19 protein-coding genes and 1 pseudogene are annotated in these 22011 nt (G+C 49.8%); 13 read left to right on the forward strand and 7 right to left on the reverse strand.

All coding sequences use genetic code 11. The features are described 5' to 3' along the window. The first annotated feature begins 70 nt into the window (after positions 1-70). From nifJ to ttcA, 7 genes and pseudogenes are all read left to right on the forward strand, one after another. Complete coding sequence (gene nifJ, locus OGV77_RS16470; protein ID WP_087050515.1) at positions 71-3595, forward strand: pyruvate:ferredoxin (flavodoxin) oxidoreductase; 3525 nt, start codon at positions 71-73, stop codon at positions 3593-3595. Between the two features lie 367 nt (positions 3596-3962). Continuing rightward, positions 3963-5105, forward strand: coding sequence for a porin OmpC (ompC, locus tag OGV77_RS16475; protein ID WP_087050514.1), 1143 nt, complete (start codon positions 3963-3965; stop codon positions 5103-5105). Between the two features lie 145 nt (positions 5106-5250). Further along, positions 5251-5463 (forward strand): KTSC domain-containing protein, encoded by a 213-nt coding sequence (locus tag OGV77_RS16480; RefSeq protein ID WP_043016208.1) that lies wholly within the window; start codon positions 5251-5253, stop codon positions 5461-5463. A gap of 81 nt (positions 5464-5544) precedes the next feature. Continuing rightward, entirely contained in the window at positions 5545-5979 is a 435-nt protein-coding gene (gene uspF, locus OGV77_RS16485) for a universal stress protein UspF (protein WP_043016207.1), read from the forward strand. Positions 5980-6165: 186 nt separating this feature from the next. Beyond that, positions 6166-6408, forward strand: coding sequence for a DinI family protein (locus tag OGV77_RS16490; protein WP_087050513.1), 243 nt, complete (start codon positions 6166-6168; stop codon positions 6406-6408). Positions 6409-6722: 314 nt separating this feature from the next. Next, positions 6723-6992, forward strand: a pseudogene (locus OGV77_RS16495) (tyrosine-type recombinase/integrase); the annotation flags it as partial. A gap of 49 nt (positions 6993-7041) precedes the next feature. Next, positions 7042-7977: a tRNA 2-thiocytidine(32) synthetase TtcA gene (gene ttcA, locus OGV77_RS16500; protein ID WP_075146227.1), complete on the forward strand. Its 936-nt coding sequence runs from the start codon at positions 7042-7044 to the stop codon at positions 7975-7977. Positions 7978-8055: 78 nt separating this feature from the next. Here ttcA and dbpA read toward each other — a convergent pair whose 3' ends face one another. From dbpA to OGV77_RS16520, 4 genes are all read right to left on the reverse strand, one after another. Continuing rightward, positions 8056-9429 carry an ATP-dependent RNA helicase DbpA gene (gene dbpA / locus OGV77_RS16505; RefSeq protein ID WP_043016204.1) on the reverse strand — a complete coding sequence of 458 codons (1374 nt, stop codon included), beginning with the start codon at positions 9427-9429 and terminating at the stop codon, positions 8056-8058. A gap of 28 nt (positions 9430-9457) precedes the next feature. Beyond that, on the reverse strand, positions 9458-9625 hold the full coding sequence (gene ynaL, locus OGV77_RS16510) for a proline-rich small protein YnaL (protein WP_087050510.1): 168 nt from the start codon (positions 9623-9625) through the stop codon (positions 9458-9460). A 275-nt stretch (positions 9626-9900) separates the two neighbouring features. Next, positions 9901-10884: a zinc transporter ZntB gene (gene zntB, locus OGV77_RS16515; RefSeq protein ID WP_043016203.1), complete on the reverse strand. Its 984-nt coding sequence runs from the start codon at positions 10882-10884 to the stop codon at positions 9901-9903. A gap of 155 nt (positions 10885-11039) precedes the next feature. Next, on the reverse strand, positions 11040-12149 hold the full coding sequence (locus OGV77_RS16520; RefSeq protein WP_087050509.1) for a methyl-accepting chemotaxis protein: 1110 nt from the start codon (positions 12147-12149) through the stop codon (positions 11040-11042). 410 nt (positions 12150-12559) lie between these two features. On the opposite strand from OGV77_RS16520, the gene OGV77_RS16525 reads away from it, so the two are divergent. Both OGV77_RS16525 and OGV77_RS16530 read left to right on the forward strand, forming a co-directional pair. Next, entirely contained in the window at positions 12560-14674 is a 2115-nt protein-coding gene (locus tag OGV77_RS16525) for a putative bifunctional diguanylate cyclase/phosphodiesterase (protein WP_087050508.1), read from the forward strand. Positions 14675-14741: 67 nt separating this feature from the next. After that, on the forward strand, positions 14742-15974 hold the full coding sequence (locus OGV77_RS16530; protein ID WP_080625237.1) for a GGDEF domain-containing protein: 1233 nt from the start codon (positions 14742-14744) through the stop codon (positions 15972-15974). Between the two features lie 13 nt (positions 15975-15987). Here the strand turns inward: OGV77_RS16530 and smrA are convergent, their stop codons facing one another. Beyond that, positions 15988-16551, reverse strand: a complete 564-nt coding sequence (smrA, locus tag OGV77_RS16535; protein ID WP_043016199.1) for a DNA endonuclease SmrA — start codon at positions 16549-16551, stop codon at positions 15988-15990. Between the two features lie 213 nt (positions 16552-16764). On the opposite strand from smrA, the gene ogt reads away from it, so the two are divergent. The 3 genes from ogt to uspE all read left to right on the forward strand — a co-directional run bounded on the left by ogt (position 16765) and on the right by uspE (position 19329). Then, positions 16765-17280, forward strand: a complete 516-nt coding sequence (gene ogt / locus OGV77_RS16540) for a methylated-DNA--[protein]-cysteine S-methyltransferase (protein ID WP_047411005.1) — start codon at positions 16765-16767, stop codon at positions 17278-17280. Positions 17281-17474: 194 nt separating this feature from the next. After that, positions 17475-18227, forward strand: a complete 753-nt coding sequence (gene fnr, locus OGV77_RS16545; RefSeq protein WP_003020397.1) for a fumarate/nitrate reduction transcriptional regulator Fnr — start codon at positions 17475-17477, stop codon at positions 18225-18227. A gap of 151 nt (positions 18228-18378) precedes the next feature. Next, complete coding sequence (uspE, locus tag OGV77_RS16550) at positions 18379-19329, forward strand: universal stress protein UspE (protein ID WP_043016197.1); 951 nt, start codon at positions 18379-18381, stop codon at positions 19327-19329. 48 nt (positions 19330-19377) lie between these two features. Here uspE and OGV77_RS16555 read toward each other — a convergent pair whose 3' ends face one another. Beyond that, the gene (locus OGV77_RS16555) at positions 19378-19638 is read right to left on the reverse strand and encodes a DUF2534 family protein (RefSeq protein WP_003020403.1); all 261 of its coding nucleotides are present in this window, start codon (positions 19636-19638) and stop codon (positions 19378-19380) included. Positions 19639-19882: 244 nt separating this feature from the next. Between OGV77_RS16555 and OGV77_RS16560 the strand changes: the two genes are divergently transcribed. Next, positions 19883-20914: a mechanosensitive ion channel family protein gene (locus tag OGV77_RS16560; RefSeq protein WP_087050507.1), complete on the forward strand. Its 1032-nt coding sequence runs from the start codon at positions 19883-19885 to the stop codon at positions 20912-20914. Between the two features lie 39 nt (positions 20915-20953). On the opposite strand, the gene OGV77_RS16565 is transcribed toward OGV77_RS16560, so the two are convergent. Continuing rightward, on the reverse strand, positions 20954-22006 hold the full coding sequence (locus OGV77_RS16565; RefSeq protein WP_080625238.1) for an NAD(P)-dependent alcohol dehydrogenase: 1053 nt from the start codon (positions 22004-22006) through the stop codon (positions 20954-20956). Positions 22007-22011 lie beyond the last annotated feature (5 nt).

The raw sequence follows: 22011 nt of genomic DNA on the forward strand, positions 1-22011 counted from the left end.
TAGAAAGATAATTACAGGACTCGCCGCTGTTACGCGTGTCCCTCTTTTTGCGCAATGTAAGGGTGTCAGTATGATCACAATTGACGGTAATGGTGCGGTTGCTTCAGTCGCATTTCGTACCAGCGAGGTTATCGCCATCTACCCAATTACGCCAAGTTCGACTATGGCTGAACAGGCAGATGCCTGGGCCGGGAACGGGCTTAAAAACGTGTGGGGGGATACTCCTCGCGTCGTGGAAATGCAGTCGGAAGGCGGTGCGATAGCGACCGTTCATGGCGCATTGCAGACCGGTGCGCTCTCTACGTCGTTCACCTCATCGCAGGGCCTGCTGCTGATGATCCCGACGCTGTACAAACTGGCCGGTCAATTGACCCCGTTTGTACTACACGTTGCGGCGCGTACGATAGCCACTCACGCATTATCGATCTTTGGCGATCATTCTGACGTGATGGCGGTGCGCCAGACGGGATGCGCAATGCTGTGTGCCAGCAGCGTCCAGGAAGCACAGGACTTTGCGCTAATTTCGCAAATGGCCACCCTCAAAAGCCGGGTCCCGTTTATTCATTTCTTTGATGGTTTCCGTACTTCGCATGAAATTAATAAAATAGTGCCGCTGGCCGATGACACGATCCTCGGACTGATGCCGCAGGCGGAAATCGATGCTCACCGTGCCCGCGCACTTAATCCTGAGCATCCGGTTATTCGCGGTACGTCTGCGAACCCTGACACCTACTTCCAGTCACGCGAAGCAACTAACCCGTGGTACAACGCGGTTTACGATCACGTCGAGCAGGCAATGAACGACTTCGCCGCTGCGACGGGTCGCCAGTACCAGCCATTTGAATATTACGGCCATCCGCAGGCAGAACGCGTCATTATTCTGATGGGCTCGGCAATTGGCACCAGTGAAGAAGTCGTTGAAGAGCTGCTGGCGCGCGGCGAGAAAGTGGGCGTTCTGAAAGTGCGTCTTTTCCGCCCATTCTCTGCCAAACATTTACTACGCGCCCTGCCGGAAACGGTACGGAGTATTGCCGTCCTGGATCGCACCAAAGAGCCTGGCGCGCAGGCTGAACCGTTGTATCTGGATGTGATGACCGCGCTGGCGGAAGCCTTTAACTGCGGCGAGCGAGAAACGCTACCGCGCGTGATTGGCGGGCGTTATGGCCTTTCCTCCAAAGAGTTTGGCCCGGACTGCGTCATGGCGGTCTTTAATGAGCTGAGTAACGCCAGGCCGAAGCCTCGCTTTACGGTCGGGATCTATGATGATGTCACTAACCTGTCGCTACCGCTGCCAGAAAACACGCTACCCGGTAGCGCTAAGCTCGAAGCGCTGTTTTACGGGCTGGGCAGCGACGGTAGCGTGTCGGCTACCAAAAACAACATCAAGATTATCGGTAACTCTACGCCGTGGTATGCGCAGGGTTATTTCGTCTATGATTCGAAAAAAGCAGGCGGCCTGACGGTTTCTCACCTGCGCGTCAGTGAGCAACCTATTCGCTCAGCATATCTGGTGTCGCAAGCCGATTTTGTTGGCTGTCACCAGTTGCAATTTATCGATAAGTATCAAATGGCCGAGCGCCTGAAACCAGGCGGTATCTTCCTGCTTAATACCCCGTATAACGTGGATGAAGTCTGGTCGCGTTTGCCGCAGGAAGTTCAGGCTGTACTGAATCAAAAGAAAGCCCGTTTCTACGTCATTAATGCCGCCAAAATTGCCCGCGAGTGCGGCCTGGCTGCGCGTATTAACACCGTTATGCAGATGGCGTTCTTCCATCTGACGCAAATCTTACCCGGCGACAGCGCGTTGATCGAATTGCAGGGTGCGATTGCGAAAAGCTACAGCAGTAAAGGACAGGATCTGGTGGAACGTAACTGGCAGGCGCTGGCCCTGGCGCGTGAATCCGTCGCCGAAGTGGCGCTCCAGCCCGTTGATCCGCATAGCGCCAACCGCCCACCGGTGGTTTCTGATGCCGCACCTGATTTCGTGAAAACCGTCACCGCGGCGATGCTCGCCGGTCTCGGCGATGCCCTCCCCGTTTCAGCACTGCCGCCAGACGGCACCTGGCCGATGGGCACCACGCGTTGGGAAAAACGCAATATTGCAGAAGAGATCCCCATCTGGAAAGAAGAGCTGTGTACTCAGTGTAACCACTGCGTTGCCGCCTGCCCGCACTCGGCTATCCGCGCCAAAGTGGTTTCACCAGAAGCGATGGAAAACGCCCCTGCCAGCCTGCATTCTCTGGATGTGAAATCACGCGATATGCGCGGTCAGAAATATGTCCTGCAGGTTGCGCCAGAGGATTGCACCGGCTGTAACCTGTGCGTTGAAGTGTGCCCGGCGAAAGATCGCCAGAACCCGGAGATCAAGGCCATCAATATGATGTCGCGCCTTGAGCATGTTGAAGAGGAAAAAGTTAACTATGACTACTTCCTCAATCTGCCGGAAATCGATCGCACGAAGCTGGAGCGTATTGATATTCGTACCTCGCAGTTGATCACTCCACTGTTTGAATATTCTGGCGCCTGCTCTGGCTGCGGTGAAACGCCGTATATCAAACTGCTCACGCAGTTGTACGGCGACCGCATGCTGATCGCCAATGCGACCGGATGTTCATCAATTTATGGCGGTAACCTGCCCTCAACGCCGTATACCACCGACGCCAATGGTCGCGGACCTGCATGGGCAAACTCACTGTTTGAGGATAACGCCGAGTTTGGTCTGGGCTTCCGTCTGACGGTGGATCAGCATCGTGTGCGCGTCATGCGTTTGCTGGAACAGTTTGCCGATAGCATTCCGGCTGAACTGAATGACGCCCTGCACGCTGAAGCCACGCCAGAGGTACGTCGTGAGCAAGTTGCAGCACTGCGCCAGCACCTGAAGGATGTCGAAGGCGCACAGCAGTTGTTAACCGATGCCGACGCGCTGATCGAGAAATCTATCTGGTTAATTGGCGGTGATGGCTGGGCTTACGATATTGGTTTTGGCGGCCTGGATCACGTCCTGAGCCTGACCGAGAACGTCAATATTCTGGTGCTGGATACTCAGTGTTACTCCAACACAGGTGGGCAAGCGTCGAAAGCCACACCGCTCGGAGCCGTCACTAAATTTGGTGAGCATGGCAAACGCAAGGCTCGCAAAGATCTTGGCGTCAGCATGATGATGTACGGTCACGTGTATGTTGCACAGATTTCTCTGGGCGCTCAGTTGAACCAGACGGTGAAAGCTATTCAGGAAGCGGAAGCCTATCCCGGGCCGTCACTGATTATCGCCTATAGCCCATGCGAGGAGCACGGTTACGATCTCGCACTAAGCCACGATCAGATGCGTCAGCTCACGGCGACCGGATTCTGGCCGCTGTACCGCTTCGATCCACGTCGCGCAGACGAAGGCAAACTGCCGCTGGCGTTGGACTCTCGCCCACCGTCAGACGCCCTGGCCGAGACTTTGCTTAACGAGCAGCGCTTCCGTCGTCTGAATGCTCAACAGCCAGAAGTGGCTGAACAGCTGTGGAAAGACGCCGCCGCCGATCTGCAAAAGCGTTACGACTTCCTGGCCCAACTGGCAGGAAAAGCGGAAAAGAGCGGTACTGAGTAATACGTTTATCTCAGTATTAACCTGGAACCAAAAAAAAAAGCCCGAACAGTCGTTCGGGCTTGTCAATTTATTCGCTGGCTAATTAATAATAGCTATCAATAGGTCAACGAAAAATAAAACGTGACAATAAAGGCATATAACACGCGCAGAATAGCCCAACACAATTCACTTGTATAATTTTTATTTTATATATTTTCACGCAACACATTCATCGCAATTATCACCATTTCCGTAGAATTATTTATTTAAGGTTTTACTTAAGGCGTAACAATTCATATTTATCTCTTTACGGAACTTCTCCTTTAGCATGCTTTTACTCCCTACATGGGTAGTCACAGGTTAATAAAAAAACTAAAGGATTATTTCAATGAACAGAAAAGTACTGGCTCTCGTAATTCCTGCCCTGCTGGCTGCAGGCGCTGCTCACGCGGCTGAAGTTTATAATAAAGACGGCAACAAATTAGATCTCTATGGCAAAGTAGACGGCCTGCGTTATTTCTCTGATGACGCTAACAGCGATGGCGATCAGACTTATGTTCGTGGCGGTTTCAAAGGCGAAACTCAGATTAACGATATGCTCACCGGTTATGGCCAGTGGGAATATCAGGTTAATGCCAACACCACTGAAGGCAACCGTAACAACAACTTTACTCGTCTGGCATTTGCCGGTCTGAAATTCGGCGACTACGGCTCATTCGACTATGGTCGTAACTATGGCGTACTGTACGACGTTGAAGGCTGGACCGATATGCTGCCAGAATTCGGTGGCGACTCTTACACCAAAGCAGATAACTTCATGACCGGCCGTGCGAACGGCGTAGCAACCTACCGTAACACTGACTTCTTCGGTATGGTGAACGGTCTGAACTTTGCACTGCAATATCAGGGCGCGAACGAACAAGCAGGTGATGAACAAGAAGGCACCGGTAACGGTAGTGACCGCAACGTCCAGAACTCTAACGGTGACGGTTTCGGTATCTCCTCTACCTACGATCTGGGTATGGGCGTAAGCTTCGGTGCGGCGTACACCACTTCTGACCGTACTAACGAGCAGACTACTGCTGGCGGTACAGTTGCTGGCGGCGATAAAGCTGACGCATGGACTACTGGTCTGAAATACGACGCCAACAACATCTACCTGGCAACCATGTATTCCGAAACCCGTAACATGACTCCGTATGGTTCAATGGCGAATACTGATCAGGGCGGTGTTGCAAACAAAACCCAGAACTTTGAAGTGACTGCACAGTACCAGTTCGACTTTGGTCTGCGCCCGGCAGTGTCCTTCCTGATGTCTAAAGGTAAGGACCTGACATACAACGGCAACGCTGGTCAGGATAAAGATCTGGTTAAATATGCTGATATCGGCGCTACCTACTACTTCAACAAAAACATGTCCACCTATGTTGATTACAAAATCAACCTGTTGGACGAAGATGATCAGTTCTACAAAGATACTGGCATCTCTACTGATGACGTAGTCGCAGTAGGTCTGGTTTACCAGTTCTAATCCCTCAGCCCGCTGGCAACAGCGGGCTCTCTTTATGTTCTAACAATTCTGTTTTATTCAGATCAAAACATTATATCTGTTGCGCTAAAACACTTCTCTGATAGATGATATCTTGCATTAAGACCTGTAGTAGAGGATACCTGCAATGAATCATCATCCTGTAAAATCATCCCGTATTGCATCCGTCGGCTATGACGAATCCTCCCGTACGCTAGAAATTCGCTTTCACCAATTGGCGACCCTGCAATATCAGCATGTGCCTGCCCGTATTTTTCGTGATTTCCTCAGCGTCGTTTCTAAAGGTCGATTTTACGATGGAGTAATAAAAGGAAAGTTTCCTGAAATTAAAATAAAGTGATGCCAAAATGTGATCGTTGTCATTGTACATAAAGTGCCATTACGCGGTAAGCTTTAGGAGGATGCTTAAACAGGAGGTTTTATGAACAGAACGATTCTTGTACCCATCGATATTTCAGACTCAGAATTAACTCAACGCGTTATCGCCCATGTTGAAGCAGAGGCAAAAATTGACGATGCACAGGTCCATTTTTTGACCGTCATTCCGTCACTGCCCTATTATGCTTCTCTGGGACTGGCCTACTCGGCAGAGTTACCGGCCATGGAGGATCTGAAAGCCGAAGCGAAATCTCAACTGGAAGAGATTATCAAGAAGTTCAATATCCCAACGGACAGAATGCACGTTCATGTTGCAGAAGGTGCACCGAAAGACAAGATTCTGGAGATCGCTAAAAAATTACCGGCTGATATGGTCATTATTGCCTCACACCGACCCGACATCACCACCTACCTGCTGGGTTCTAACGCCGCAGCCGTAGTGCGTCATGCGGAGTGTTCGGTACTGGTAGTTCGCTAATCTGTCTGGCCCGCACATCGCTGCGGGCTTTTTGTTTCGCCCTCATTTTCCCCACGATTCCTGATCGAAGCATACAAGGCCATTTCAGTATCGCTATGTCGTGACATCATTACGCCCTCTCTTGAAACCCGGATAAAAACAGAGTATAAATACTGTATATACATCCAGCAAAAAGAGCGATAAGCAATGTTCGTGGAACTCGTTTATGACAAAAGGAATTTTGATGGACTGCCCGGTGCAAAAGATATCATTCTGGGCGAGTTAACTAAGAGGGTTCACCGGATCTTCCCCGATACTGATGTTCGGGTTAAACCGATGATGACACTGCCGGCGATCAATACTGACGCCAGCAAGCATGAGAAAGAACAGATAAGCCGAACGGTGCAGGAAATGTTTGAAGAGGCTGATATGTGGCTGGTTTCAGATTAAACGCCTTGAACCGTCATATTGCTTAAGTACAATCCGCTGTGACTGGCAATCATTCAATACTCGCACTATCGGATGTTTGCCAGTTGGCCGCAGCCATGCTCTTGCATACGGTATGGTTGCGGCAGTTCACCACACCCTGTGGTTTTGCTTCCAGACACTACACGTTGATGGTTCAGAAATGAATTATCTGGCAGTGAGCGGTTCCACGAATATCTTCAGCGCTTCAATATCCGCCTTCGGTTGATTAATTACTTCCCGCCCGGGGCCACGCACCTTTATTCAATTATGCGGTTCCCTGTTCATTCTGGTCTGGTCACGGAGAGCAAAAACCTTACTACTCTATGAGTAGCATCAGTGCCAGATGGAACGCAGCTGTAAAACGTGCTGGTATTCGTCGCCGTAATCCGTACCATACGCGACATGCTTTTGCCTGCTGGCTGTTATCGGCTAGAGCAAACCCATCATTTATAGCTAATCAGATGGGGCATGAAAACGCGCAAATAGTGTCCGAAGTCTACAGTACATGGATTAAAGAAATGAATGGCGATCGGGTTGCAATGTTGAATAACAAACCAGCCCTGTGATGGAAGTTTGTCCCTTATTATGCCCCTTTGGTTTTTGAGAACGGTAAGAATGCAAGATAATCAACAAGCTACAAAGAAAGAACAATACAACCTGAACAAATTACAAAAACGTCTGCGTCGTAACGTCGGCGAAGCCATTGCCGACTTCAATATGATCGAAGACGGCGATCGCATTATGGTGTGTCTTTCCGGCGGGAAAGACAGCTACACGATGCTGGAGATACTGCGTAATTTGCAGCAAAGCGCCCCGATCAGTTTTTCCTTAGTTGCGGTTAACCTCGATCAGAAACAACCCGGCTTCCCGGAGCACATTCTGCCGGAGTATCTGGAAAATCTGGGCGTTGAATATAAGATTGTCGAAGAAAACACCTACGGGATCGTCAAGGATAAAATCCCTGAAGGTAAAACGACCTGCTCACTCTGCTCTCGCCTGCGTCGCGGCATTCTGTATCGCACGGCAACTGAATTAGGCGCCACCAAAATTGCGCTCGGCCACCATCGCGACGACATCCTGCAAACGCTGTTCTTAAACATGTTCTACGGCGGGAAAATGAAAGGTATGCCACCGAAGTTGATGAGCGATGACGGCAAACATATCGTCATCCGTCCGCTGGCTTACTGCCGTGAGAAAGATATCGAGCGTTTCTCTGAAGCAAAGGGTTTCCCGATTATTCCGTGTAACCTGTGCGGCTCACAGCCTAACCTGCAGCGTCAGGTCATCGCCGATATGCTGCGCGACTGGGATAAACGCTATCCTGGCCGGATTGAAACCATGTTCAGCGCGATGCAGAACGTTGTGCCTTCACATCTGAGCGATATCAATCTGTTCGACTTTAAAGGTATTAAGCACGGTTCAGAGGTTGTTGACGGTGGTGACTTAGCGTTCGATCGTGAAGAGATCCCGCTGCAGCCTGCGGGCTGGCAGCCAGAAGAAGAAGATGCTCAACTGGATGAGCTGCGTCTGAACGTGGTGGAAGTGAAGTAAGCGTCTGTCAGGCCTACAATGCGTACAAACGCCTGTAGGCCTGATAAGCGGAGCGCCATCAGGCGCCCCAACGGGCAGTTATTTCAATAACCGAACCCGGCAAGTCTTGCCTTTAATCTTACCGTTTTGCAATTGCTTCCACGCCTTATGCGCTACAGTCTGGCGAACGGCGACATAGACGTGCGCCGGATGAACGGCAATTTTGCCGATGTCGGCGCCATCCAGACCAATATCGCCGGTCAGCGCGCCGAGAACATCGCCGGGACGCATTTTGGCCTTTTTACCGCCATCAATGCATAACGTCGCCATCTCGGCTTCCAGCGGCAGGATTGAGCCGTTAGCCGGCGCAGGCAGCCAGTTCAGCTTCAGTTGCAGCATTTCAGAAAGAATGTTGGCCCGCTGCGCTTCTTCCGGAGCACAGAAGCTAATCGCCAGACCGCTGTTGCCGGCACGCGCAGTACGTCCGATACGATGGACGTGGACTTCCGGATCCCATGCCAGTTCGAAGTTCACCACCAGCTCAAGTGATTTAATATCCAGACCACGCGCGGCCACATCGGTGGCAACCAGTACGCGCGCACTGCCGTTGGCAAAACGTACCAGCGTCTGATCGCGATCGCGCTGCTCAAGATCGCCATGCAGTGAAAGTGCGCTTTGCCCCGCCGCATTCAGTGCGTCACACACGGCCTGACAATCTTTTTTGGTATTACAAAAAACCACGCAAGAGGCAGGCTGATGCTGACTGAGTAATTTTTGCAGTAGTGGAATTTTTCCGTGGCTGGAGGTTTCGAAAAACTGCTGTTCAATCGCCGGCAGCGCATCAACCGTATCAATTTCGATCGTTAATGGATTTCTCTGCACCCGGCCGCTAATGGCGGCAATAGCTTCCGGCCATGTTGCCGAAAACAGTAGGGTCTGACGAGATGCTGGCGCAAAGCGAATAACATCATCAATCGCATCGCTAAAGCCCATATCCAGCATGCGGTCGGCTTCATCCATAACCAGCGTATTCAGGGCGTCTAAAGAAACCGTGCCTTTTTGCAGGTGGTCGAGTAAACGCCCCGGCGTAGCGACGATGATATGTGGCGCGTGCTGCAGGGAGTCGCGCTGTGCGCCAAAGGGTTGCCCACCGCACAACGTTAAGATCTTGGTGTTTGGCAGAAAACGCGCTAAGCGACGCAGCTCACCCGCAACCTGGTCGGCAAGCTCGCGCGTTGGGCACAGTACCAGCGACTGCGTTTGAAATAGCGCGGCATCGATGTGCTGTAGCAATCCAAGACCAAAAGCCGCCGTTTTGCCACTGCCGGTTTTAGCCTGCACGCGAACATCTTTCCCCGCCAGGATTGCCGGTAACGCAGCAGCCTGAACAGGCGTCATTTCAAGATATCCCAGCTCGTTAAGATTCTCGAGTTGGGCAGCAGGTAAAACATTCAGGGTTGAAAAAGCGGTCACAATTTAATCTCGCGGTAAAAACTCACATTCAGCAGGCGCGTATCCTCGCAGATCTGCGCCCGCGATGCGACAATTTAATCGGCTCTTCATCCGGCGGCGGATCCGGCATGGGCTGCGGACGAGGAATGGGATCGGGAATGGGAACCGGGTCAGTCGGTAGCGAATCAGTGTGCGACGTTGCAATCAGACAGGTCATATACCCCTCCAGTCATTCAGGTTGACTCTTTTAGGGTAGACGCTGATTTCATGCAGGCAAAAAAAAGCCGACTAATCTAAGTCGGCGTCGTACGAATCAATTGTGCTATGCAGTAATTCAAAAAAGGAAGTAAGACAATATGGAGCGCAACGCCCATCGCTTGACGTTGCATTCACCTGCGAGAGAGATACTGCCCCGAATAGGTAGATGGTTTATTGACCTCGCTCAAAAACCAGGACGTTTTCATGCCAGAAAGTCACTAAAAAACGTAGTTGTTACAACCATTTACTACGATGCAACCATAAAGTAACACCACCAATCAGGACCACTAACAGAATACAAAAAAGTGAGAAACCAAACGGCCAGCCACCGCCGGGGATACCGCCGAGGTTAACGCCAAACAGCCCGGTTAAAAATGTACTGGGAAGAAAAACCATTGCCATCAATGACATCGTATACGTTCGGCGAGCCAGAGACTCCTGCATCACCTGTGCAATTTCATCCGCCATAATACCGGTCCGGGCAATACAGGCGTCTATTTCATCCAACCCTCTCCCCAGCCTGTCAGCGATATCCTGCATTCGCCGCCGATGGTCGTCAGTCATCCAGGACAACCGTTCGCTCGCCAGACGAGCATAGACATCGCGCTGCGGCGCCATATAACGGCGCATCACAATGAGCTGTTTACGCAGTAATGCCAGGAAACCACGCGGGGGGATCTGCTGATCCAGCAGGTTATCTTCCAGATCGATAATTTTGTCGTGCAGCTGTTCGATAAATTCGCTGGCATGATCGGTTAGCGCATCACAAACATCCACCAGCCAACCACCACAGTCAGCCGGTCCCGTACCTTCCTGGAGATCGCTGACAACATCATCCAGCGCCAGCACTTTACGCTGGCGTGTTGAGACAATCAGACGTTCATCCATATATAAACGCATCGCCACCAGTTGGTCAGGTCGCTCATCGGTGCTACCATTGATACAGCGCAGTGTAATCAACGTACCTTCCCCAACTCTGCTGACGCGTGGGCGTGTGCTTTCGCCTGCCAGCGCATCACGCACATTATTGGGAAGTAAAGGTGTTGTCGCCAGCCATTGCGCGCTTTCAGGATGAGTATAATTAAGATGTAGCCAACAGGGATGCTGACTGTCGATAACATCATTATCTTCCAGTGGTTTCACCCCACCCCGACCATCCAACAGCCAGGCAAACACGGCATCCGGCACATTAACATCCGTTCCCTTAATGGCTTCCACAGCGCCTCCACAAACATTCAGCTTTTTTCGTTAGTCTAGCCGTCAGAATATGTTAAGCAATATCTCATTGTCCCATTGTGCTGAAATGATTCATAAAAATATCTGATAACAAGCAAAGCGCCGACGAATGCGGCGCTGTTTACGAGATTCCCCAGTTAAGCCTGCTGGCGTCTTTCTGACTCAAGAGCATGACTTAAGCGGAATTTATGCGTTCGCGATTGAAGGTCAATCACCTGATTTTTCAGGATACCTGAGGAATCAGAAAGCTCATCAACCATGATGGCATTACTTTGGGTTACGTTTTCCAGTTCGGCCAGAGCATGGGTGATTCTGATAATCCCTTTCTCCTGCTCCTGCGTGGTGGTTAATATCTCGCTCATCAGTTGGTTTAATTGCCCGGCCCCTCCGACAATATCATGCATATTTTTTTCAGCTTCACGCACAACAGCTGCGCCTTGCTGAACATTTTGATGGGTTTGGGCAATCAGTTGCTTAATATTCTTCGCTGCATCTGCGCTGCGGTGCGCAAGCATTCTTACCTCACCGGCAACCACGGAAAAACCTTTACCATGTTCACCAGCCCTCGCCGCTTCTACAGCAGCATTCAGGGCCAGAATATTTGTCTGGAATGCAATACCATCTATTAGCGTAATAATTTCTGTCATCTGTTGTGCGCATTCGGTGATTGATCGCATATTTGTCGCTACCTGCACCATTAATTCGCCACCCTGACGGGCGCATTGCGTGGCAATTGTTGCCTGGGCGCTGGCTATTTGCGTGTTATCAGCATTATTTCGCGTATTAACCGCTATTTCATCCATGTTGGCAGCTGTCTGCATCAATGCTCCGGATTGCTGTTCTGTTTTCACTGAGAGCTCAGCGCTGCGTTCTGCAAGCTGTTCAGAGAGCGCCATCGCCGTTTGCGAGGATGTTCTGATCTCATTAACGAGTGTTGAGATATTACTTGATAAACTATTGATACCAGGAATTAGTCTACCCGCACAGTTATTGCCAAACTCTGGAATACTGATTGCCAGATTTCCGGACGTCACTTCTTCAATGCTTCTTTTAACCGTATTAATCGGCATGACCAGATATTTCGTCATGTACCACCATAAACACAATATAGAAATAATACTTACCGCATTAGTGCCAATAATGATTTCTGGGGTGGCGGAGAAAATTATTTCAACAAGATTGAGTGCAACCGCCGTAATGATCAGAAATAAAATAATAAAGGTTCTGACGCTAATATCATTTAACATTTTAGTCCTGTACACCAAGAAATAACGTGGATGTTATTTTTATAGCATCTGCAATACAGATTTCCATAGCTCGGTGATGAAAGCTTAACTTTCAATGAGAGCCAGAGATCCTTTTACTTAAGACGATAGATTGCACTGTTTATTTAGAATAACTCAGTACCTTATCCCGCAAACAGAGACGATGATGCCCGCTATCAGATTTTTGTGATGGCGAGCACGTGGCGAGCATAAAACACACAGAATCATAATTTTGATGAATGAATATATTAGTAATGGCCTCTTATTTTCAATATCTGGCCCTTACTTCTAATACTCATTGTAAAAACACAAGAACATACCTGATTTTATCAGGTTAACTGGACAAAACCTGCTAGATTTACCATCACGGCTTTTTTTCGATAGGTAGCAAGATGTTGCACGTGTCGTGGGACCCAGTATTGATTGGGATTTCCTTTGTTGTCGCGTTTATTGCCTCCTTTATAGCCCTCGACAGTGCGGGTAAAGTAGCAATCTCCAGCAGACGTGAATCTACCTTCTGGCGACTCTCTGGCGGCGCTACGCTGGGTATGGGGATCTGGTCGATGCATTTTATCGGTATGCTGGCCATGAAAATGAGTATGCCGATCAATTACCACTTAGCACTCACGGCTTTTTCGTTCTTTATTGCGCTCATATCCGCGACTCTCGCTATCAATATCGCTATTTCAGGTCATACGCTATCAACAAAACGGCTGGTCATTGCCACTGGTATATTGAGCGCTGGCGTTGTCACGATGCACTACGTCGGCATGTACGCCATAATCGAACATGTGGCTATCGCATGGGATCGCTCACTGATTTTGCTCTCGGTGATCATTGCCATCGTTGCGTCTGGCGTCGGCTTATGGCTGGCTTTCCATTTACGCCAAAACACCCGTCGCGCGCTGATTAACCGGCTTATTGCCGCCCTTATTATGGCGCTGGCAATAGCCTCGATGCATTACACCGGTATGGGAGCGGCATCCTTCACCCATTTTGGACATACTGCACACGATGGGCTCAGTACCCTCGAACTCTCTGTCTGGGTCTGCGCTGTCACGCTGATTATTTTGGGGATCATGCTGGTGGTTTCGATGGTGGATTCGCAACTGCGCACCTCCCGACTGGCCGACAATCTGCATCAGTTGAATTGCCAGCTTGAACACCAGGTCCACTTCGACGCGCTGACCGGACTTGCCAATCGAACGCATATAGACACCTGCTTACAGGCCTGCCTGCGGCATTCCAAACTGCATCAACAGCATTTCGCGTTGGTGTTCATCGACCTCGATCGCTTCAAAGTCGTTAACGATACCTGGGGACATCACATCGGCGATCAGTTGCTGATTGCCAGTACACAAAGAATCTATAGTTGCCTTGATGACTCAATGACGCTGGCAAGACTGGGAGGAGATGAATTTATCCTGCTGGTTCCGGACTGCAATCAGCAGGCTATCTCTGCCCTGCTGGCGCGGATTGCCGATGCGATCGGCGACCCTTTTACCTTGTTCGGACATACCATTCGGGTTTCGTTAAGCGCGGGGAGTAGTATTTATCCAGAACATGGTTCAACACTGCATGAGCTAAAAGTGAAGGCCGATATGGCGATGTATCATGTCAAACAGGCGGGCAGAAACGGCTGGGCTATTTATAGTCCCGAGATGGAAGCTATCGCGGATACGCCGCCGACATTTCTTCAGGAACTGTCACAAGCGCTTGAACGCGACCAGTTTGAGCTATGGTATCAGCCTAAATATACTGCCGGAGATCATTCTCTGACCGGTTTTGAAGCGCTATTGCGCTGGCAACATCCGGATCGCGGCATGCTGCTCCCAGCTGAATTTCTTCCTGCATTGGAAGAAACGGGCCTGATTATTCCCGTCGGCAAATGGGTTATCCAGCAGGCGTGCATGCAGTTGCATTACTGGAAATTACAAGGAAATACAGAATGGACGCTTGCCGTTAACCTTTCTCCCGCCCAGTTTGAACAGCATGATATTATTGAGGTTGTGTGTAATGCCCTGGCGCAATATCAACTTTCACCGGCCAGCCTTACGCTGGAACTCACTGAAAGCACCGCGCTAAAAAATTTAAAACGCAGTATTGAAATCCTGAATGCTTTTTCTGCTTTGGGGATCACCGTTTCTATTGATGATTTCGGCACTGGTTATTCAAATATATTGATGTTGAAGTCTCTCCCGGCGCGGGAATTAAAAATCGACAGGATATTTGTCAAAGATATTAGCGAGAACAGCAAAAATACAAAAATTGTGTCTACCATTATTGATATAGCTCACTCCATGAATATGCGCGTAGTAGCTGAAGGAATAGAAACCCAGGAGCAGGAAATACTTCTTACCCAAATGGGGTGTAGCATGCTGCAAGGATTCCTGTTTGCAAAACCGCTGCCAGCGCATAAGATTCATGAACTGCTACAACCAGAAAACAGCATCAAACAAAAGCCAGTCGTACAACCCTTGTCTCACCGACAATCAATAACCTTGTGAGACTGCGATATCTAAAATATTCGCCATTAAATGGGCAGCACAGCAGATAAAGATAACGGGATTATCGATGAGCACAACCGAGCTGAATTCACTGGATTTATTAACCTTTCCGGTGTGGATTGTTTCGCCGCATACCGAAGAGCTGGTCTTCGCTAATAACGCTGCACGGGAGCTAATGCAGGATCTCTGTTTTTCCCCACTGCGTAACGGCCTATTTTCAACACATGCGCAAAATGATTTAACTATGTATCTCAGCGACTTGAGAAATCATCACGGTATTGTAGAAATTCTCACGGTTTATCGCGACGGCGAAAAAAACGCAATGGCCTGTCGCCTGTCGATCAGGACGTTGCCAGATGTGGGTGACGTCATCCTTTTTGAAGGCATTGAGACGCCTGCAGCGCAGGGTTTGAAAGCGAGCCGTTCAGCAACTTATCAACGAAAAAAGCAGGGATTTTATGCGCGTTTTTTCCAGACCAACTCCGCGCCAATGTTACTTATCGATCCGTCCCGCGATGGCCTAATCGTTGATGCGAACCTCAGTGCCCTCAATTTTTATGGATACAGCCATGACGTGATGTGTCAGAAACATACCTGGGAAATCAACATGCTGGGGCGCCACATACTGCCGGTAATGCATGAAATCGCCCACCTGCCCGGCGGCCATAAACCTTTGCATTTTGTTCATAAACTGGCAGACGGCAGCTCGCGTCATGTACAAACCTACGCCGGACCGATTGAAATCTACGGTAATAAACTCATGTTGTGCATCATTCATGACATTACCGAACAAAAACGACTGGAGCAGGAGCTTGAGCGAGCAGCACTGCGTGACGCCTTAACGGGATTACTGAACCGCCGACATTTTTATCAGGTAACAGAGCCCGAACCAACGCATGCGATCTCATTGACGCAGGACTACAGCCTGTTGTTGATCGACACCGATCGTTTTAAAAGCATTAACGATCTCTTCGGCCATTTAAAAGGCGATGAGGTGCTTTGCGCTCTGGCACGCACTCTGGAATCGTGTGCGCGAAAAGACGATCTTATTTTTCGCTGGGGTGGTGAAGAATTTGTGCTGCTTCTGCCGCGAACCTCACTGGAGGCCGCACTCAATCTTGCAGAGGTGATCCGCGCAACGGTCGCCAGGGTGACGCTCCCTGGTCTTCCCCGCTTTACCGTCAGTATTGGCGTTGCGCGGCACGAAACAAACGAAAGTATTGATGAATTATTCAAACGCGTGGACGACGCGTTGTACAAAGCCAAGAACGAAGGCAGGAACAGAGTGCTGGCCGCCTGATGAACCAGGTTGCTCAGCGACTGCGTTTAGCGTGACGCTCCCAGTTTTCCTGTTTTGCCTGCGCGGTTTTACGTAATGCGACATAACATGCCCCGCTGCCGCCGTGATGCGGCAAAGCGGTGCAGTATGCCTGTACGTCATCAAATTCCGTCAGCCAACGCGCCACATAGCTGCGCACAATATTGGCATGGGAGTTATCATCACGCCCCTTGCCGTGTATCACCAGCACGTTACGTAACCCATCTTGCTGCGCCTGCAGTATAAAACTGAATAACATCTGACGGCATGTTTCTACGGGCTGACGGATGAGATTAAGGCTCGCCTGCTGCGGGTATTTTCCGCTTCGCAGTTTGTCAGTCACGCCGTGCTGCAAACCTTCGCGACGAAACTCCAGCGGTTCGCTCAACGGGACAATATCGAGAAACCCCGTCGAGAGAAAGTTATCCAGTTGCAACATATCTATACGCGCTGGAGTGCGGATATTGCGCGTTGGCTGCCAGTGTACATCGGCGCAGCCCTTCAGCGGTTGAACATCCCCCATAGCATCAAGAAACAGCGAAGCATCATCAAGGTTCATGTTTCATCCTCCAGCGAATTACGACGAACGTTATCATAACCGCGCACAATTATACCGACAACGGTTTACGATTATTTCCAGTAATTCATCCGCTTCACTCCGCTGAAAAGATCTACTCACGACATGCCGATCTCCGTTTTTAGGGGTATAGCTGCGACGGTCACTGGCGTGATAATGTGTAACCTCGCCTGAACGCTGTAATGAGAGATATGGATGCTTAACTTACTGGAAGACATCATCGACACGCCGCTGGGCCCGCTGTGGGTTATTTGTGATGAGCAATTTCGCCTGCGCGCGGTGGAATGGGATCAGCACCGCGATCGTATGGAACAATTGCTGGATATTCATTACCGCGCGCAAGGTTATCAGCGCATTGCAAACAAAAACCCCGGCGGATTAAGCGATAAGCTTTCGGAGTATTTTGCCGGGAACCTCAGCATTATTGACACGCTGGAAACGGCAACCGCTGGCACGCCTTTCCAGCGTGAAGTCTGGCAAGCATTACGCACTATCCCCTGTGGGCAGGTCATGCACTATGGTCAGTTGGCCGAACAGTTGGGACGCCCCGGCGCTGCAAGAGCCGTCGGTGCAGCTAATGGCTCCAATCCAGTAAGCATTGTGGTCCCCTGTCATCGTGTCATCGGACGTAACGGCACCATGACCGGATATGCCGGTGGCGTACAACGAAAAGAGTGGTTATTGCGCCACGAAGGTTATTTGCTACTCTAGATTCCAGGCAATTAATGCCTTATTCATCACACTTCCGCATAATGCGACCCCAAATTAAGTGTGGTTAATCAAGTAGATACAAACATTCACTCCAGTTATGCCTGAATTATTCTCTATTGGGAGTAGCTCAGGCTTACGTGCTCACCAAAAAGATGTTAAAATTGACAAATATCAATTACGGCTTGAGCAGACCTATGATCCCGGAAAAGCGAATTATACGGCGCATTCAGTCTGGCGGTTGTGCTATCCATTGCCAGGATTGCAGCATCAGCCAGCTTTGCATCCCGTTCACACTTAACGAGCATGAGCTTGACCAGCTCGATAACATCATCGAGCGCAAAAAGCCTATCCAAAAGGGGCAGACGCTCTTTAAAGCAGGTGATGAGCTTAAATCACTCTATGCTATCCGCTCCGGAACGATTAAAAGCTATACCATTACCGAACAAGGCGATGAGCAGATTACTGGCTTCCATCTGGCGGGCGATCTGGTCGGTTTTGACGCGATTGGCAGCGGACATCACCCGAGCTTTGCCCAGGCGCTGGAAACCTCAATGGTATGCGAAATTCCTTTCGAAACCCTTGATGACCTGTCCGGCAAAATGCCAAATCTGCGTCAGCAGATGATGCGTCTGATGAGTGGCGAAATCAAAGGCGACCAGGACATGATCCTGCTGTTGTCGAAGAAAAATGCAGAAGAGCGCCTGGCGGCCTTTATCTACAATTTGTCTCGTCGCTTTGCCCAGCGTGGATTCTCGCCTCGTGAATTCCGCCTGACCATGACCCGTGGCGACATCGGTAACTACCTCGGTCTGACGGTCGAAACCATCAGCCGCCTGCTGGGTCGTTTCCAGAAAAGCGGTATGCTGGCAGTGAAAGGTAAATACATCACTATTGAGAATAGCGACGCGCTGGCAGTTCTTGCTGGCCACACGCGTAACGTTGCGTAATCTTTCCGCAAGCATCTCTGTTATCCTTCTGTCAAATCGCTAAATTTTCCCGATTTATTGATCTGGCAGGAGGTTATCCCCTGTTTCAATCCACATTATTGGGTTACTCTTTTAATTACAAACTGCAGTGACAGTTGTAAGGAGACCCTGTATGGCTATGTATAAAAATATGCTGGTCGTCATCGACCCGAACCAGGACGATCAACCAGCATTACGGCGAGCTGTTTATTTGCATCAACGGATTGGTGGCAAAATTAAAGCCTTTTTGCCGATCTATGACTTTTCCTACGAGATGACTACCCTGCTGTCGCCCGATGAGCGTACGGCAATGCGTCAGGGGGTCATCAGTCAACGAACAGCATGGATCCGTGAACAAGCGAAATACTATATCGAAGCAGGGATCCCCCTTGAAATTAAAGTGGTATGGCACAACCGTCCCTTTGAAGCCATCATCCAGGAAGTCATTAGCGCTCAACATGACCTGGTCCTCAAGATGGCGCACCAACACGACCGCCTCGAAGCCGTAATTTTCACCCCCACCGACTGGCATTTATTGCGGAAATGCCCAAGTCCGGTATGGATGGTCAAAGACCAGCCGTGGCCTGAAGGTGGCAAAGCGCTGGTTGCGGTTAACCTCGCCAGTGAAGAGCCTTATCACAATGCGCTCAATGAAAAACTGGTCAAAGAAACGATCCAACTGGCAGAACAGGTTAACCATACTGAAGTGCATTTAGTTGGCGCCTATCCTGTTACGCCAATCAACATCGCAATTGAACTGCCTGAATTTGACCCCAGCGTTTATAACGATGCGATCCGTGGACAGCATCTGCTGGCCATGAAGGCGTTACGCCAGAAATTCAGTATCGATGAGAAAGTGACGCACGTTGAAAAAGGATTGCCTGAAGAGGTCATTCCCGATTTAGCCGAGCACTTGCAGGCGGGTATTGTGGTACTGGGGACCGTTGGTCGTACCGGGATTTCTGCCGCGTTTCTTGGTAACACCGCAGAACAGGTTATCGATCATCTACGCTGCGACCTGCTGGTCATCAAGCCGGATGAATATCAGACGCCCGTTGAACTGGACGACGAAGAAGACGATTAACCGCTCAACTCAATGCCGGATGGCGACCTCATCCGGCATAACAAACGTTTAGTGCTGTTCCTCACCGCCGAGGAAATAGATACCCAGCGGGATAGCCAACAGAATCGTAAATACCATACTGTAGACACAAATCATTGCAGATTGAATGGCGTACATTGAAGCGGTCCAGTCGGATAGCGGAATGTCATACTGTTCAATAACGCCACCGATCGTCGCTCGCGTCACGACCGACGCTGCGATAATAAACACCCCAAGCAGGCACAACAGAAACTTCCGTCCCTTCGCTGTCTTCAGCTTAGCCATGATCATAGTACTGTCCTTTTGCAGATGAAAACCTTGTTACTTTGCGCTAACAATACCATGACATCAACTGACTGTCTGCTACATAAACTGCTCACAAAGGTGATGCCTGCGCTATTTCCCGGAAAATAGCGCTAATTGCATTATATATCTCTCCTGATGATTAATGATCTGACCGCCTGAACTGAGTAAAATATTCGATGATGAGGATGTCAGATGATATTTAACTACCACGGAGCTACCTGGAAGAATCATGATCGCTGAACTGTTTATAAATAATGCGTTTAATTTGACGGTAATTCTCAGCAGCTGCGCAGCGCTGGTCCTGATGAGCGTCTGGTATCATCGTGGAGAGCGGCGCTGTAAAGGATTCATATTTCACGCAGCGCAATTTTTTGTCTATGCCATTATCATCGGGACGTTTGGCAGTATTGCTAATAACGTTATCGAAAGCTACAGCCTGAAATTTATCTCCCCCAGCGTGGTCGACTTTATCTGCACCTCGTTGATTGCGCTAATCCTGACTATCAAACTTTTTCTGGTGATTAATCAGTTTGAAAAGACGCAGATCAATAAAGGCAGAGATATCACCAGCGCGAGGATCCTGTCGCGAATTATCAAGATCACCATCATCGTTGCCATCATTTTGCTGTATGGCGAGCATTTCGGCATGAGCTTATCCGGCCTGTTAACCTTTGGCGGCATCGGCGGTATCGCTGTCGGTATGGCGGGCAAAGACATTCTGAGCAACTTTTTCTCAGGAATTATGCTCTATTTTGACAGACCGTTTAGCATCGGCGACTGGATCCGTTCTCCAGACCGCAATATTGAAGGCACGGTTACGGAAATCGGCTGGCGAATGACCAAAATAAACACCTTCGATCATCGTCCGTTGTATGTCCCAAACTCGATTTTCTCCTCCATCAGCGTAGAAAATCCAGGCAGGATGACGAACCGCCGCATCAAAACGGTGATCGGGTTACGATATGAAGATGCCGATAAAGTCGCTGCTGTTGTCGAATCGCTCAGACAAATGCTGCAAAATCATCCGGGAATAGACCAGAAACAAACCCTGCTGGTTTATTTCAATGAATTTGCCGATTCATCGCTGAATATCATGGTGTATTGCTTCACGAAAACCACCGTCTGGAAGGAATGGCTCGCGGTACAGCAAGACGTTTATTTGAAAATTATTTCGATTGTCCAGTCAAACGGCGCCGACTTTGCTTTCCCCAGCCAGACACTGTATATGGATAATCCTGAAGCATCGTCCTCGACACACTAACAAAAGAAAAGACGCGGAAATCCGCGTCTTTATTTGTATTTATTTCAATGAAGCAATATCAATTACAAAGCGGTATTTGACATCGCTTTTCAACATCCGTTGCCAGGCATGGTTAATATCTTGAATATTGATCACTTCAACATCGGCTGTAATACCGTGCTGGCCGCAGAAATCCAGCATCTCCTGGGTTTCAGCAATACCGCCGATAACCGATCCCGCTACAGACCGTCGTCCGAGGATTAACGGTACCGAGTTCACGAAGGGATCCAATGCCCCCAGATAACCCACCAGCACCAGCGTACCGCTTAGCGCCAGCGTTGGAATATACGGATTCAGGTCATGTACATACGGGACAGTATCAATAATCAGATCAAACTGATTCGCTGAGGCTTTCATCTGCTCGCTGTCAGTCGAAAGTACAACATGGCGGGCCCCCAGACGCCGGGCATCGGCTTCTTTACCCGGCGAGCGCGTAAACAGCGTGACTTCAGCACCCAGCGCATTAGCCAGTTTGATCGCCATATGCCCAAGGCCTCCCAGCCCGACAACCGCGACTTTACTCCCCTCCCCAACCTGCCAGTGACGCAGCGGCGACCAGGTGGTGATCCCGGCACATAGCAGCGGTGCGGCACCGCGTAAATCGATCCCTTCAGGAACCTTCACAACAAACTTGTCAGTCACGACAATCTTGTCAGAATAACCGCCGAAAGTGGGTAAACCGTCGTGACGATCGGTATCGTTATACGTCAGCGTGTTGCCTTCTTCGCAATACTGCTCTAATCCCTGTTCACAGGCGCTACAATGTTGACATGAATCGACCATACAGCCGACCCCGGCGAGATCGCCCACTTTAAATTTCGTTACCGACTTACCAACATGTATCACGCGGCCAATGATTTCATGGCCTGGTACCATCGGATATTTAGCGCCACCCCAGTCGTTGTAGGCGTTATGGATATCCGAGTGGCAAACACCGCTGTATAAGATGTCGATAACCACATCATCTTCACGCGGATCGCGACGAACAAAACTGTGTGGGACTAAATCTTCTTTCACCGCCAGCGCGGCATAACCCTTCACGTTCATGACCATGTAGA

The sequence above is a fragment of the Citrobacter sp. Ce129 genome (assembly GCF_030334545.1).
Taxonomy (GTDB): Bacteria; Pseudomonadota; Gammaproteobacteria; order Enterobacterales; family Enterobacteriaceae; genus Citrobacter; species Citrobacter europaeus.

What these genes read in the sequence shown, in the direction of transcription:
- nifJ (WP_087050515.1), top strand. Translation starts at nt 71, where the DNA reads ATGATCACAATTGACGGTAATGGTGCGGTTGCTTCAGTCGCATTTCGT.
- ompC (WP_087050514.1), top strand. Translation starts at nt 3,963, where the DNA reads ATGAACAGAAAAGTACTGGCTCTCGTAATTCCTGCCCTGCTGGCTGCA.
- OGV77_RS16480 (WP_043016208.1), top strand. Translation starts at nt 5,251, where the DNA reads ATGAATCATCATCCTGTAAAATCATCCCGTATTGCATCCGTCGGCTAT.
- uspF (WP_043016207.1), top strand. Translation starts at nt 5,545, where the DNA reads ATGAACAGAACGATTCTTGTACCCATCGATATTTCAGACTCAGAATTA.
- OGV77_RS16490 (WP_087050513.1), top strand. Translation starts at nt 6,166, where the DNA reads ATGTTCGTGGAACTCGTTTATGACAAAAGGAATTTTGATGGACTGCCC.
- ttcA (WP_075146227.1), top strand. Translation starts at nt 7,042, where the DNA reads ATGCAAGATAATCAACAAGCTACAAAGAAAGAACAATACAACCTGAAC.
- ynaL (WP_087050510.1), bottom strand. Translation starts at nt 9,625, where the DNA reads ATGACCTGTCTGATTGCAACGTCGCACACTGATTCGCTACCGACTGAC.
- OGV77_RS16520 (WP_087050509.1), bottom strand. Translation starts at nt 12,149, where the DNA reads ATGTTAAATGATATTAGCGTCAGAACCTTTATTATTTTATTTCTGATC.
- OGV77_RS16525 (WP_087050508.1), top strand. Translation starts at nt 12,560, where the DNA reads ATGTTGCACGTGTCGTGGGACCCAGTATTGATTGGGATTTCCTTTGTT.
- OGV77_RS16530 (WP_080625237.1), top strand. Translation starts at nt 14,742, where the DNA reads ATGAGCACAACCGAGCTGAATTCACTGGATTTATTAACCTTTCCGGTG.
- smrA (WP_043016199.1), bottom strand. Translation starts at nt 16,551, where the DNA reads ATGAACCTTGATGATGCTTCGCTGTTTCTTGATGCTATGGGGGATGTT.
- ogt (WP_047411005.1), top strand. Translation starts at nt 16,765, where the DNA reads ATGCTTAACTTACTGGAAGACATCATCGACACGCCGCTGGGCCCGCTG.
- fnr (WP_003020397.1), top strand. Translation starts at nt 17,475, where the DNA reads ATGATCCCGGAAAAGCGAATTATACGGCGCATTCAGTCTGGCGGTTGT.
- uspE (WP_043016197.1), top strand. Translation starts at nt 18,379, where the DNA reads ATGGCTATGTATAAAAATATGCTGGTCGTCATCGACCCGAACCAGGAC.
- OGV77_RS16555 (WP_003020403.1), bottom strand. Translation starts at nt 19,638, where the DNA reads ATGATCATGGCTAAGCTGAAGACAGCGAAGGGACGGAAGTTTCTGTTG.
- OGV77_RS16560 (WP_087050507.1), top strand. Translation starts at nt 19,883, where the DNA reads ATGATCGCTGAACTGTTTATAAATAATGCGTTTAATTTGACGGTAATT.
- OGV77_RS16565 (WP_080625238.1), bottom strand. Translation starts at nt 22,006, where the DNA reads ATGGTCATGAACGTGAAGGGTTATGCCGCGCTGGCGGTGAAAGAAGAT.